The 12,497-nt window shown below is 70.3% G+C and carries 13 protein-coding genes; 4 read left to right on the top strand and 9 right to left on the bottom strand.

Annotation, left to right across the window (positions count from 1 at the left end):
• Positions 1–5: 5 nt before the first annotated feature.
• The 3 genes from truB to ACQI46_RS22075 are packed head-to-tail and all read right to left on the bottom strand — an operon-like array spanning position 6 to position 2,526.
• Entirely contained in the window at positions 6–908 is a 903-nt protein-coding gene (truB, locus tag ACQI46_RS22085) for a tRNA pseudouridine(55) synthase TruB (protein WP_427096193.1), read from the bottom strand.
• A complete protein-coding gene (locus ACQI46_RS22080; protein WP_427096354.1) occupies positions 905–1,582 on the bottom strand; it encodes a 4'-phosphopantetheinyl transferase family protein in 678 nt (225 codons plus the stop codon). Before ACQI46_RS22080 ends, truB begins: the two co-directional genes overlap by 4 nt.
• Positions 1,582–2,526, bottom strand: a complete 945-nt coding sequence (locus tag ACQI46_RS22075; RefSeq protein WP_427096192.1) for a metallophosphoesterase family protein — start codon at positions 2,524–2,526, stop codon at positions 1,582–1,584. Before ACQI46_RS22075 ends, ACQI46_RS22080 begins: the two co-directional genes overlap by 1 nt.
• A gap of 155 nt (positions 2,527–2,681) precedes the next feature.
• On the opposite strand from ACQI46_RS22075, the gene ACQI46_RS22070 reads away from it, so the two are divergent.
• Positions 2,682–3,254 (top strand): DUF3558 domain-containing protein, encoded by a 573-nt coding sequence (locus tag ACQI46_RS22070; protein ID WP_427096191.1) that lies wholly within the window; start codon positions 2,682–2,684, stop codon positions 3,252–3,254.
• 20 nt (positions 3,255–3,274) lie between these two features.
• Positions 3,275–4,912 carry a CocE/NonD family hydrolase gene (locus ACQI46_RS22065; RefSeq protein WP_427096190.1) on the top strand — a complete coding sequence of 546 codons (1,638 nt, stop codon included), beginning with the start codon at positions 3,275–3,277 and terminating at the stop codon, positions 4,910–4,912.
• Here the strand turns inward: ACQI46_RS22065 and ACQI46_RS22060 are convergent.
• Positions 4,901–5,461, bottom strand: coding sequence for a DUF1802 family protein (locus ACQI46_RS22060; RefSeq protein ID WP_427096189.1), 561 nt, complete (start codon positions 5,459–5,461; stop codon positions 4,901–4,903). The two genes, ACQI46_RS22065 and ACQI46_RS22060, sit on opposite strands and share 12 nt — an antisense overlap.
• Positions 5,458–5,724, bottom strand: coding sequence for a DUF2277 domain-containing protein (locus ACQI46_RS22055; RefSeq protein WP_427096188.1), 267 nt, complete (start codon positions 5,722–5,724; stop codon positions 5,458–5,460). Before ACQI46_RS22055 ends, ACQI46_RS22060 begins: the two co-directional genes overlap by 4 nt.
• 45 nt (positions 5,725–5,769) lie before the next feature.
• Between ACQI46_RS22055 and ACQI46_RS22050 the strand changes: the two genes are divergently transcribed.
• Together ACQI46_RS22050 and ACQI46_RS22045 are read left to right on the top strand one after the other, a co-directional pair.
• Positions 5,770–6,528, top strand: coding sequence for an enoyl-CoA hydratase (locus ACQI46_RS22050; RefSeq protein ID WP_427096187.1), 759 nt, complete (start codon positions 5,770–5,772; stop codon positions 6,526–6,528).
• A 114-nt stretch (positions 6,529–6,642) separates the two neighbouring features.
• Positions 6,643–7,254 carry a class I SAM-dependent methyltransferase gene (locus ACQI46_RS22045; RefSeq protein WP_427096186.1) on the top strand — a complete coding sequence of 204 codons (612 nt, stop codon included), beginning with the start codon at positions 6,643–6,645 and terminating at the stop codon, positions 7,252–7,254.
• 109 nt (positions 7,255–7,363) lie between these two features.
• Here the strand turns inward: ACQI46_RS22045 and ACQI46_RS22040 are convergent, their stop codons facing one another.
• The 4 genes from ACQI46_RS22040 to infB form a co-directional block, all read right to left on the bottom strand.
• On the bottom strand, positions 7,364–8,686 hold the full coding sequence (locus ACQI46_RS22040; RefSeq protein WP_427096185.1) for an MATE family efflux transporter: 1,323 nt from the start codon (positions 8,684–8,686) through the stop codon (positions 7,364–7,366).
• A gap of 17 nt (positions 8,687–8,703) precedes the next feature.
• The gene (locus ACQI46_RS22035) at positions 8,704–9,717 is read right to left on the bottom strand and encodes a DHH family phosphoesterase (RefSeq protein ID WP_427096184.1); all 1,014 of its coding nucleotides are present in this window, start codon (positions 9,715–9,717) and stop codon (positions 8,704–8,706) included.
• Positions 9,677–10,171: a 30S ribosome-binding factor RbfA gene (gene rbfA / locus ACQI46_RS22030; RefSeq protein WP_427096183.1), complete on the bottom strand. Its 495-nt coding sequence runs from the start codon at positions 10,169–10,171 to the stop codon at positions 9,677–9,679. Before rbfA ends, ACQI46_RS22035 begins: the two co-directional genes overlap by 41 nt.
• The coding region (gene infB, locus ACQI46_RS22025; protein ID WP_427096182.1) for a translation initiation factor IF-2 at positions 10,172–12,497 on the bottom strand (2,326 nt) is incomplete at its 5' end. It lies immediately after the preceding gene.

Genomic DNA, 12,497 nt, shown 5'->3' with positions numbered 1-12,497 from the left:
GACGTTCACAGCGTCGCCGGTCGCAGCACGACCACCGAGCGGGTCCGCTTCGGCTCGTCGGACAACAGCGCGATCACCTGCCCGTCGGGTGCCGTGGCCGCGTAGACGCCGTCGATACCAGCCGGCGCCAGTGCCCGCCCGTGGCGGGCGGACTCGGCTTCTTCGGCCGACAGATCCCGGCGCGCGAACGCCAACAGACACGCCTGGTCGAGCGGATAGCTGAGCTCGGCACTGTCGGCGAGTTGCTCGAGCGTGCGGGCCTGGTCCAGGCCGAACCGGCCGACGCGCGTGCGCCGCAACGCGGTCAGGTGGCCGCCGACCCCCAGCGCAGCACCGACGTCACGGGCCAGCGCTCGGACGTAGGTTCCACTGGAGCAGTCCACGGCGACGTCGACGTCGACGTACTCACCGCTGCGCCGGACGCCCAGCACGTCGAACCGGCCGATGCGGACGCGGCGCGCGGCGAGCTCGACCGCGCGGCCTTCGCGTGCCAGTTGATAGGACCGCTTGCCGTCGATCTTGATGGCGCTGACCGTGGAGGGGATCTGGTCGATGTCGCCGCGCAGGTCGGAGACTGCCGCGGCGATCTGCTCATCGCTGACTGCGGCGGCCGAAACCGACTGCAGCACTTCGCCTTCGGCGTCTTCGGTGGTGGTGGTCTGCCCGAGGCGGATGGTGGCCAGATAGGACTTGTCGGTGGCGGTGAGCAGGCCGAGCACTTTGGTGGCCCGTTCGATGCCGACCACCAGGACGCCGGTGGCCATCGGGTCCAGTGTGCCGGCGTGGCCGACCTTGCGGGTGCCGAACAGCCGTCGGCAGCGGCCGACGACGTCGTGGCTGGTCATCCCGCCCGGTTTGTCGACGATGACCAGTCCGGGATCGGGAGGACGTCTGCCGGACGCGCTCACAGCACGATCGCGGTCAGCGCGATCCCGTTGCGCACCGACCAGCGCCCGGTCAGGCGTTGCAGCGGGGGCCCCGACTCGGCCTGCGGGTCGATCAGGATCTCCGAGGTGAACGTTCCGGCCTGGCCCGAGCGGTCGGACTCGAAGGTGATGTGGGCGTCCTCGAACCCGAGCCAGCGGTGCGTCAGCGGATACCAGACCTTGTAGGTGGCCTCTTTGGCGCAGAACAACACCCGGTCCCAGTGCACACCGGCGGGCAGCGCGCCCAGCTCCGCGCGTTCGGCGGGCAGGCTGATCGCGTCGAGCACACCGTTCGGCAGCACGTCGTGGGGTTCGGCGTCGATGCCGACCGAACGCACGTGCCCGCGCCGGCCCACCGCCGCGCCGCGGAAGCCCTCGCAGTGGGTCAGACTGCCGACGATGCCGTCGGGCCAGCGCGGTTCGCCCTTCTCCCCCTTGAGGATCGGCACCGGTTGCTCACCGAGGTCCACCAACGCCTGGCGCGCGCAGTAGCGCACGGTGACGAACTCGTTGCGGCGCTTGGCCACCGACTTCGCGATCAGCGGCTCCTCCTCCGGCAGCGGCGCGAGTTCCGGTGCGTCGAAGTACATTTCGGCGGCGGCCAAGCCGTCGGTGTCGCCGGGCAGCACACCGGCCAGCAGTAACGTCGCAGCGATCACGCGCGGTCCTTGATCCGTTGCTGCATCTTGGTGGCGTGGTCGCGCATCTCCTGGGTGATCTGGAAGTGCCCGCCGAACTCGTTGAGGTACCCGGGGCTGTACTTCGGATCGGGCAGGATCTGTCGCAGCCAGCGATAAGGCTTGCGGCGGCGCCACTCTCGCGGGTAACCGACCGACACCTCTTCGAAGCGCACCCCGTCGTACCAGGTGGTGCGCGGGATGTGGAGATGGCCGTAGATCGAGCAGACCGCGTTGTAGCGCGTGTGCCAGTCGGCGGTCGCGGTGGTTCCGCACCACAGCGAGAACTCGCGGTAGAACATCGCGTCGCACGGTTCGCGGACCATCGGGAAGTGGTTGACCTGGACGGTGGGCATCATCCAGTCGAGGTCCTCGAGGCGACCGCGGGTGTAGGCGACCCGCTCCCGGCACCACGCGTCACGGGTGGCATACGGTTCGGCCGACAGCAGGTACTCGTCGGTGCCGACGATGTTGCGTTCCCGCGCGATGGCCAGCCCCTCGGCCTTGGTCCCGGCACCGGCGGGCAGGAACGAATAGTCGTAGAGCAGGAACATCGGCACGATGGTCGCGGGCCCGCCCTCCTCGGTCCACACCGGGAAGGGATGCTCGGGGGTGAGGATGCCCATCTGGTCGCACATGTCGACCAGGTAGTCGTAGCGGGCTTTGCCGAAGATCTGCATCGGGTCGCGGTTGGTGGTCCACAGCTCGTGATTGCCGGGCACCCAGATGACCTTCGCGAAGCGTTTGCGCAGCAGATCGAGCGCCCAGCGAATCTCGTCGGTGCGTTCGGCGACGTCGCCGGCGACGATCAGCCAGTCGTCGGGTGAGGACGGGTACAGCGACTCGGTGACCGGCTTGTTGCCGGTGTGGCCGGTGTGGAGGTCACTGACCGCCCAGAGCGTGGGGCGTCGGTCGTCAGTCACGACACATCAGCCTACTGGTGCGCGTTCCCCGCGCCCGCCCAGGCAACTAGAACATGTTCTAGATTCCCGTCCCGGACGTTTTCCCCGCCCGTTACACTCCGCAGCAGAGGTGCCCGGGAACGGCGGTTCGGCCGCCACGCGATGAAGGGATGGCGATGTTCGCCAAGCTGCGACTGCTCTCGGCGCTGTGCGCTCTGCTGGCGGCGGTGGCCGTGGTGTGGCAGTCCGGCCCCGTCGACGCTCCCACGCCGGGACCGGTGCAGCTGCGCGCGACCGATGCACCGCTGACGACGATCAAGTACCCCGTGGTCGAGACCGTCGATCCCCGGCCGTTCGACCCGTGCCGCGACATCCCGCTCGACGTCGTGCAGCGCATCGGCCTGGCGTTCACCCCGCCGACGCCCGAGGACGGGCTGCGCTGCAAGTTCGACGCCGGTAACTACCAGATGGCGGTCGAGGCGTTCGTGTGGCGCACCTACGAGGAGACCGTGCCGCCGGATGCTGTCGAGCTCGACATCAACGGCCGCCGCGCGGCGCAGTACTGGATCATGAAGCCGACGGACTGGAACAACCGCTGGTGGATCACCTGCATGGTCGCGTTCAAGACCGATTACGGCGTGATCCAGCAGTCGCTGTTCTACTCCCCGATCTACAGCGAGCCCGATCCGGACTGCATGCAGACCAACCTGCAGCGCGCCCATGAGCTCAGCCCGCACTACATCTACTGAGCTTCAGTAGTGTTCGTGACGTGAGTTCCCGCGTCGCGCGTCTGGCTCAGGAGACTCTCGCCCGTGTCCTGAAACTGCCGCCGCCGCTGTGCGACCACGACGTCGACCGGGCGGTCCGCGTTCCGATGCGCGACGGCGTCGATCTGGTCGCCGATCACTACGCACCGAAGACCGCCGATCCCGCGGGCACGCTGCTGGTGCGCGGGCCGTACGGCCGCGGCTATCCGTTCTCGGCGCTGTTCGGCTCGGTGTATGCCGCGCGTGGCTATCACGTCGTCGTCCAGAGTGTGCGGGGCACCTACGGGTCGGGCGGCGAGTTCGAGCCGTTCGTCAACGAGATCGCCGACGGCGCCGACACCGTCGCGTGGCTGCGGGTCCAGCCGTGGTTCACCGGCACCTTCGCCACGGTGGGTTTGTCGTATCTGGGCTTCACGCAGTGGGCGTTGCTCACCGATCCGCCACCGGAACTCAAGGCCGCGGTGATCACCGTCGGTCCCGACGACGTGAGCGGACCCCGTTGGGGCACCGGGTCTTTCGGCCTCAACGACTTCCTGGGCTGGAGTGATCTGGTCGGCCGTCAGGAGGACCCGAACCGGTTGCGCACCCTGGCGCGCCAGGCCGGTGCGCAGCGCCGGGTCACCCGGGCGTCGCTCGGCCTGCCGCTCGGTGCGGCCAGCCGGGAGCTCCTCGGCAGCGGCGCTCCGTGGTTCGAGTCATGGCTCGAGCATCCCGACCGCGACGATCCGTTCTGGACCCGGGTGCACCTGCGCGACCGACTGGACCGCGCGGAGGTGCCGGTGCTGTTGCTGACCGGCTGGCAAGACCTCTTCGTCGAGCAGACCGTCGAGCACTACCGCATGCTCAGCGGGCGCGGCGTGCCCACAGGCCTCACCGTCGGCCCGTGGACGCACGGCCAGATGATGACCACCGCGGCGCCGACCGTGCTGCGGGAGTCGATGGACTGGCTGGCGACCCACCTCGGCGGTGCCGACCCCCAGCGGGAAGCCCCGGTGCGGATCCATCTGGCCGGGCACGGCTGGGTGGAGCTGCCCGACTGGCCGCCCGTGATGCCCGAGCAGGTGCTGCACCTGCAGCCCGGCGGCAAGCTCGCCGTCGCCGCACCCGAGCCGGGCAGCTCGGCGACGTTCGTCTACAACCCGGCCGACCCGACGCCGACGGTCGGGGGACGGCTGCTCTCCCCCGCCGGCGGCTACCGCGACGACACCGAGTTGGCGCGTCGTGCCGACGTGCTCACGTTCACCGGCACTCCGCTGCCGGCGGACCTGTATGTCGTCGGCCGGCCGGTGCTCGAGGTGCAACATTCGTGCGGCAACCCGCACAACGACCTGTTCGTCCGGATCAGTCAGGTCGACGCGCAGGGCCGGTCGCACAACGTCAGCGACGGGTATGTGGCCTCCGCGCCGGACCAGGGCACCGTGCGCATCGCGCTCGATCCGGTCGCCTGGACGTTCCCGGCCGGGTCACGGATTCGGGTGCTGATCGCCGGCGGCTCCCATCCGCGGTTCCTGCGCAATCTCGGCACGGGCGAGCCCGTCGCCACCGCCACCACGGTCCGAACCGCGCGGCACACCGTGCACTTCGGTGCTGCCACCCGCCTGGTGCTGCCCGCCGGCCGGCAGCCCCCGTCAGCCGACTGAGGCGCGCACCTGCTCCGCGATGGCGTCCAGCTCGTCGTCGGAGTGCACCGGCGGGCCCCACACCGGGTCGACCGGGACGGTGACCCAGCTGGTGCAGCCGCGGTAGTCGGGGGTGCGCGGCAGTCGCACCGGCTCGGCGAGCGGGGCAGCCGACACCACCAGCGCCGCCAGCCGGTGCCGCGGCCGGAAGTCCAGACGGTCGGCGCGCACGGATTCGTCGGTCCAGATGTGGTGGGCGGCGATCGCGCCGAGGTTCTCGGGCCGGTGCACCTCGACGGCGGCGACCACCTGCGCACCGGCGCGCAGCAGCACCGCGTCCTCGGTGCTGTCGTCGACTGCCGGGTCGAGCAGGTCGCGGTGCTCGGGCCGGACCCGTTCGGCGTGGCTGTGCGCGACCGTCGGGAACAGCAGGAACCGGGTGGCAGCGACGTCGAAGCGCTTCTCCCCGATACCGCCCTTGCGCAGCAGCACCGTCTGGCGGCCGTCGAGCAGCGCGTGGATGGCCGCGCTCCACTCTTTGAGCGCCGGTTGGGTCAAGGTGCGCGTCATGCGCTGCTCATGCGGGCGCGCACTTCCGGACGGCGAAGCGGCGGAACGGATTTCGGGGGTTGGCGGCGCGGCTGCAGGCCGGCCAACAGCCGCTGGGTGGAGGCCGTCACTTCGGCGACGGCGGTTTCGAACGCATCGATGTTGGCTCCCGACGGGCGGGTGATGCCGCTGACCTTGCGCACGTATTGGCGTGCGGCGGCCTCGATCTCCTCGTCGGTGGCGGCCGGCTCCAGGCCGCGCAGCTCGGTGATGTTTCGGCACATGGGATCCACGATAGGCCGATCGCTGCGGGCCGATACGGTAAGCGGATGAGCCAAGACGACATCCTGCTGATCGACACTCGAGATCGGGTCCGGACGCTGACGTTCAACCGTCCGCAGGCACGCAACGCGCTGTCGGCGGCGCTGCGTTCGAGTTTCTTCGCGGCGCTGCGGCACGCCGAGGCCGACGAGGAGGTCGACGTCGTGATCGTCACCGGCGCCGATCCCGTGTTCTGCGCGGGACTGGACCTCAAGGAGCTCGGTGACACCACGGAGCTGCCGGACATCTCGCCGAAGTGGCCGCCGATGACCAAGCCGGTGATCGGTGCGATCAACGGCCCCGCGGTGACCGGCGGCCTCGAGCTGGCGTTGTACTGCGACATCCTGATCGCGTCCGAGCAGGCACGGTTCGCCGACACGCATGCGCGCGTCGGTCTGCTGCCCACCTGGGGCCTGTCGGTGCGGCTGCCGCAGAAGGTCGGGGTCGGGATGGCGCGGCGGATGAGCATGACCGGCGACTACCTGTCGGCCGAGGAGGCCCTGCGCTGCGGGTTGGTGACCCAGGTGGTGCCGCACGGGCAGTTGCTCGACACCGCGCGCCAGATCGCCGCGTCGATCGTCGGCAACAACCAGAAGGCCGTGCGTGCGCTGCTGGACTCCTATCACCAGATCGACGAGGCGGCCAACGGTGCGGCGCTCTGGCAGGAGGCCGCCGCCGCGCGGGTGTGGATGAGCAGCACGTCCGGCGACGACATCGCGGCGAGCCGCAGCGCGGTGATGGAGCGCGGCCGCACGCAGGTGCGGTGACCCTTGTTTCGGCGAGCGAGCGTGTCTGTCCCCCGACACGCCGGTCTCCCGCACGATTTCCCGCGCGCTCGCCGACGTTGACAGCACCCGGGGGGCACACGGCACCCTCGGTACATGACCGATGACTCTCCGACGGTCAACCACCACGGTGACCACCCTGGGTTCAGCGGCCTGAGCGGCACCCTGTGCGCCCTGGTCTTCCTGCTCACCGGCCGGCGATCCGCGCGACTGGCCGCTGAGCTGACGGCGGTCACCGCTGACGACCACGTCGTCGACATCGGCTGCGGTCCTGGAACCGCGGTGCGCGAGGCGGCCCGGCGGGGCGCACGCGCCACCGGTGTGGACCCTTCGGCCTCGATGCTCGCGGTCGGTCGGGCCGTCTTCCGCCGCGCCGGCATCACCCTCGTCGAAGGTGAAGCCGAGGCGCTTCCGCTGCCTGATGCGTCGGCGACGGTGGTGTGGGCGTTGGCCACGGTGCATCACTGGCGCGCCGTCGATGCGGGATTGACCGAAGCGCATCGCGTCCTCGCCTCGGGTGGCCGTCTGTTGGCGGTCGAGCGGCAGAGTCCGCCCGGGGCGACCGGGTTCGCGAGTCACGGTTGGACGCGCGCGCAGGCGGACGCATTCGCCGACCTGTGCCGTTCGGCCGGGTTCACTGGCGCCACCGTGGGTTCCGAGCGCGTGGGGCGGCGCGATGTCTGGACGGTCAGCGCGACGCGGCCGTGACGTCAGCGCGCGGTCGACGGGCGTCAGCGCGCGGTCGACGGGCGCGAGCGCGCGCACAATGCCGGCGATCACCGGCGTGGCGAGGGACAGACCCGCGCGCTCGGCGAAACTAGGGGGCCGTTCCGGGGACGAGCCAACGGCCCGAGAGCACCCGCCAACCCACGAAGACCAGACGCAGCACCATGAACGTGCTGAGCCCGGCCCAGATCCCCAACAGGCCCCAGCCGAACGCCAGCGACAGCCACACCAACGGCAGGAAACCGAGCAGTGCACTGGCCATCGTCGCGTTGCGCATGAACTTCGCGTCCCCTGCCCCGAGCAGCACACCGTCGACGGCGAAAACGATTCCCGCGACCGGCAATTGGGCGACCAGGAACCACCACGGCACCGCGATCTCGTCGAGCACCGACCGGTCGTCGGTGAACACCGCCGGCAATACCGACGCCCCGACGGCGAACACCGCGGCCAGCACGGCCGCCGCCACGGCCGAGAACACCGTCACCCGCCACGCCACCGACTTCGCGTGCACCAGATGCCCCGCACCCAGCGCGGCACCGACGAGGGACTGCGCGGCGATCGCCAACGAATCCAACACCAGCGCAAGGAAGTTCCACAGCTGCAGCACCACCTGATGCGCGGCCACCGCTGCGGCCCCGAACCGGGCGGCCACCGCACCGGCGGAGACGAAGCACGCCTGGAACGCCAACGTCCGCAGCACCAGATCGCGGCCCATCACCACCTGCGCGCGCAGCACCGCAAGCCGCGGTCGCAGCCCGACCTTCTCGACCAGCAGCGCGCGGAAGAACAACCCTGCCGCCAACCACTGCCCGACGATGTTGGCCACCGCCGAACCGGTCAACCCCAGTTCGGGCGCACCGAACAGGCCGTACACCAGCAGCGGGCACAGCACCGCGGAGACCGCGAAGCCGAACACCACATACCGCAGCGGGCGCACCGTGTCCTGCACGCCGCGCATCCATCCGTTACCTGCGGCGGCCACCAGGATCGCGGGCACCGCCAGGCTGGCCACACGTACCCACGGCAGGGCGGCCTCGGCGATGTCACCACCGGCGGCCAGCGCGGAAACCAAAGGCACAGCGGTCAATTGGACCGCGACGACGATCGCGGTCCCGATCCCCAGTGCCAGCCAGGTGGCCTGCACCCCCTCCTCGACGGCGGCGGCACGGTTCCCGGCGCCGTAGAACCGCGCGGCACGCGCCGTGGTGCCGTAGGACAGGAACGTCAGCTGGGAACTGAGCACTCCCATGATCAGCGCGCCGATCGCCAGGCCGGCGAGGCTGAGCGCGCCGAGTCGGCCGACGACCGCGAGATCGAACAGCAGGTACAGGGGTTCGGCGGCCAACACACCCAGAGCCGGGAAGGCCAGTGCAGCGATCCGCCGGCTGGTGGCCGGCGCGGTGGGCTCAGCCAAGGCGCCGCGGACCGGGATCAGCCCAGAGCACTACGCAGCGCCGCGACGACGTCGTCTGCGGTTCCCGACGCGGTGTATCCGGCGGCCAGCCGGTGTCCGCCGCCACCGAACGTGGCGCCGACCGCGGACACGTCGAGGGCCTTCGACCTCATCGACACCGACCATTTCTGCGGCGCGATCTCTTTGAAGACCGCGGCCACCTCGGCCTGCTGCGTGGTGCGGACGATGTCGACGATGCTCTCGACCTCTTCGGGACGGGCGGCCGACCATTCGTCGTGCGGCACCGTCGCGTAGACCAGGCCGCGACCGTCGGCGGCTTCGGCGACCAGCCGCGCCGAACCCAGCACGCGCGACAGCATCGGCAGCCACGCGAACGGGTGGGTGTCGAGCAGGGTGCGGCTGATGCCGGCGTTGTCGACGCCGATCTCCACCAGCCGCGCCGCCAACCGGTGCGCGCGGGCACTGGCCCAGCGGAACGATCCGGTGTCGGTGGCCAGACCCGCGTAGAGACAGTGCGCCACACCGACGTCGACAGGCTTGTCCCACGCGTCGAGCAGTTCGGCCACCAGCATCGTCGTCGAGTCCGCCGTCGCGTCGACGAAGTTCGCGCTGCCGAACAGCGTGTTCGAGGCATGGTGGTCGATGACCAGGACCTGTCGGTTCGGCTCGGCGAGTTCACCGAGAGCGCCCAGCCGGTTCATGCTGGGGATGTCGACGGTGACCACCAGGTCGGCGTCGCGTCGCATCTGATCAGGCGGCACCAGCAGGTGACAACCGGGCAGCGTGTACAGCGACTCCGGTAGCGCGTCGGGCGCGGCGAAACTGACCTGGACCTCGGTGCCGGCCTGTTCGAGGATCAACGCCAACGCGAGACCGGCACCGATGGTGTCGGCGTCGGGGAACACGTGACAGACCACGCTCACCGACTGAGCTGACGACAGCAGCTCCGCGGCCGTAGCGGCGTCCACACGCGTGCCCGTCGTCAGAGCATCAGTCCTCGAGTCTGTCGCGGTCACCAGCGTCCTCAGCATCCCGCCCCCGGTCTGCCTCGTCTCCCCCGCCTACACGGTACGGGTCGGCCTCACCGGCCGGCTTCGCCCCTTGCCGAACTCTGGCCAAATCCTCATCCGCGGCGCGGGCCCGGGCCAGCAGCTCCTCCATCCGGTGCGCGGCGTCGGGCACCGTGTCGCGGGCGAAGGCCAGGGTCGGTGTGAACCGGACACCGAGGCTCGCGCCCACTTTGGAGCGCAGCACCCCGGTGGCCTTGTCCAGCGCCGCGGCTGCTGCCGCGTAGTCGGGCTCCTCGTCCAACGAGCTGCCCATCACCGTGTAGTACAGGGTGGCGTCGTGCAGGTCGTTGGTGACCTTCGCATCAGTGATCGTCACGCCGGCGAGACGAGGATCCTTGATCTCGTACTCGATTGCCGACGCGACGATCGTGCTGATGCGCTTGGCCAGTCGGCGTGCCCGGGCAGGGTCAGCCATCTAGACCCGTTCCTTCTCGACCAGCTCGTAGGTCTCGACGATGTCGCCTTCCTTGATGTCGGAGTAGGTCAACGTCAGACCGCACTCGTAGCCCTCGCGGACCTCGGTGACGTCGTCCTTCTCGCGCTTGAGCGACGAGACGGTGAGGTTCTCGGCGACCACCACGTTGTCGCGCAGCAACCGCGCCTTCGCGTTGCGGCGCATGATCCCCGACTGCACCAGGCAGCCGGCGATGTTGCCGACCTTCGACGAGCGGAAGATCGCACGGATCTCGGCGCGGCCGAGCTCCTTCTCCTCGTAGACCGGCTTGAGCATGCCCTTGAGCGCGGCCTCGATCTCGTCGATCGCCTGGTAGATGATCGAGTAGTAGCGGATCTCCACACCCTCGCGGTTGGCCAGCTCGGTGGCCTTGCCCTCGGCGCGGACGTTGAACCCGATGATGATCGCATCCGAGGCCGACGCCAGGTTGACGTTGGTCTCGGTGACGCCACCGACACCGCGGTCGATGACCCGCAGCTGCACCTCGTCGTCGATCTGGATGCCCAGCAGGGCCTCCTCGAGCGCTTCGACCGTACCGGCGTTGTCGCCCTTGAGGATGAGGTTGAGCTGGCTGGTTTCCTTCAGCGCCGAATCCAGATCCTCGAGGCTGATGCGCTTGCGGCTGCGGGCGGCCAGCGCGTTGCGCTTGCGCGCGCTGCGCCGGTCGGCGATCTGCCGGGCGATGCGGTCCTCGTCGACGACCAGGAAGTTGTCACCGGCACCGGGCACCGACGTGAAGCCGATGACCTGGACCGGCCGCGACGGCAGCGCCTCGGTGACGTCCTCGCCGTGCTCGTCGACCATGCGGCGGACGCGCCCGTAGGCGTCGCCGGCCACCACCGAGTCGCCGACCCGCAGCGTGCCGCGCTGGATGAGCACGGTCGCGACGGGACCGCGGCCACGGTCGAGGTGCGCCTCGATCGCGACACCCTGGGCCTCCATGTCGGGGTTGGCCCGCAGGTCCAGCGACGCGTCGGCAGTCAGCACGACCGCCTCGAGCAGCGCATCGATGTTGGTGCCCGCCTTGGCCGAGATGTCGACGAACATGGTGTCGCCGCCGTACTCCTCGGGCACGAGACCGTACTCGGTGAGCTGACCGCGGATCTTGGCCGGGTCGGCGCCTTCCTTGTCGATCTTGTTGACTGCCACCACGATCGGCACGTCGGCGGCCTGCGCGTGGTTGACCGCCTCCACCGTCTGCGGCATGACGCCGTCGTCGGCGGCGACCACCAGGATCGCGATGTCGGTGGCCTTCGCACCACGGGCACGCATGGCGGTGAACGCTTCGTGACCGGGGGTGTCGATGAAGGTGATCGGTCGCTCGTTGCCGTCGAGGTCGACGGTGACCTGGTAGGCGCCGATGTGCTGGGTGATGCCGCCGGCCTCGCCCTCGCGGACGGTGGCGTTGCGGATCGTGTCCAGCAGTCGGGTCTTGCCGTGGTCGACGTGACCCATGACGGTCACCACCGGCGGACGGAACTCGAGGTCGTCTTCGCCGCCCTCGTCTTCGCCGTAGGTCAGGTCGAAGGACTCGAGCAGTTCGCGGTCCTCGTCCTCGGGCGAGACGACCTGAACCTTGTAGTTCATCTCGCCGCCGAGCAGTTCGAGGATGTCGTCGCCGACGGACTGCGTCGCGGTGACCATCTCACCGAGGTTGAACAGCGCCTGCACCAGCGAGGCCGGGTTGGCGTCGATCTTCTCGGCGAAGTCGCTCAGCGAGGCGCCGCGGGCCAGCCGGATGGTCTCGCCGTTGCCGTGCGGCAACCGCACACCACCGACGACCGGGGCCTGCATGTTCTCGTATTCGGCGCGTTTCGCCCGCTTCGACTTGCGACCCCGCTTGGGTGCGCCGCCGGGACGACCGAACGCACCGGCTGCGCCGCCGCGCTGGCCGGGACGACCGCCGCCACCGGGACGGCCGCGGAAACCTCCGCCACCTGCGGGAGCTCCGCCACCGCCGCCGCGGTAGTTGCCGCCACCGCCGCCGCCACCCGGACGGCCGGCGCCGCCGGGCGTGGGTCGGGGACCGCTACCGGGACGCGGACCGCCGCCGGGGCGGGGACCGCCGCCGGGAACGGGTCGCGCGCCGGGCGGACGCGGCGGCATGTTGCCGGGCGTGGCACCGGGCCGCGGGCCGCCACCGGGACGGGGACCGCCCGGGCCGGGCCGGGGACCACCGGGGCCCTGAGGCCTGGGGATCGGCCGCTCGACCGGCTGCTGGGTGGAGAACGGGTTGTTGCCGACGCGCGGGGTGCGCGCGGCGGGCTTGGGGGCACCGGGTTTGGGG

The organism is Mycobacterium sp. SMC-4 (assembly GCF_050205565.1).
Lineage (GTDB): Bacteria > Actinomycetota > Actinomycetes > Mycobacteriales > Mycobacteriaceae > Mycobacterium.
This window is presented reverse-complemented; position numbering and strand designations above follow the sequence as displayed.

Excerpts from the sequence above, each read along its gene's own strand:
- ACQI46_RS22055 (WP_427096188.1), bottom strand. The coding sequence starts at position 5,724 with ATGTGCCGAAACATCACCGAGCTGCGCGGCCTGGAGCCGGCCGCCACC.
- ACQI46_RS22070 (WP_427096191.1), top strand. The coding sequence starts at position 2,682 with ATGTTCGCCAAGCTGCGACTGCTCTCGGCGCTGTGCGCTCTGCTGGCG.
- rbfA (WP_427096183.1), bottom strand. The coding sequence starts at position 10,171 with ATGGCTGACCCTGCCCGGGCACGCCGACTGGCCAAGCGCATCAGCACG.
- ACQI46_RS22050 (WP_427096187.1), top strand. The coding sequence starts at position 5,770 with ATGAGCCAAGACGACATCCTGCTGATCGACACTCGAGATCGGGTCCGG.
- ACQI46_RS22035 (WP_427096184.1), bottom strand. The coding sequence starts at position 9,717 with ATGCTGAGGACGCTGGTGACCGCGACAGACTCGAGGACTGATGCTCTG.
- ACQI46_RS22045 (WP_427096186.1), top strand. The coding sequence starts at position 6,643 with ATGACCGATGACTCTCCGACGGTCAACCACCACGGTGACCACCCTGGG.
- ACQI46_RS22060 (WP_427096189.1), bottom strand. The coding sequence starts at position 5,461 with ATGACGCGCACCTTGACCCAACCGGCGCTCAAAGAGTGGAGCGCGGCC.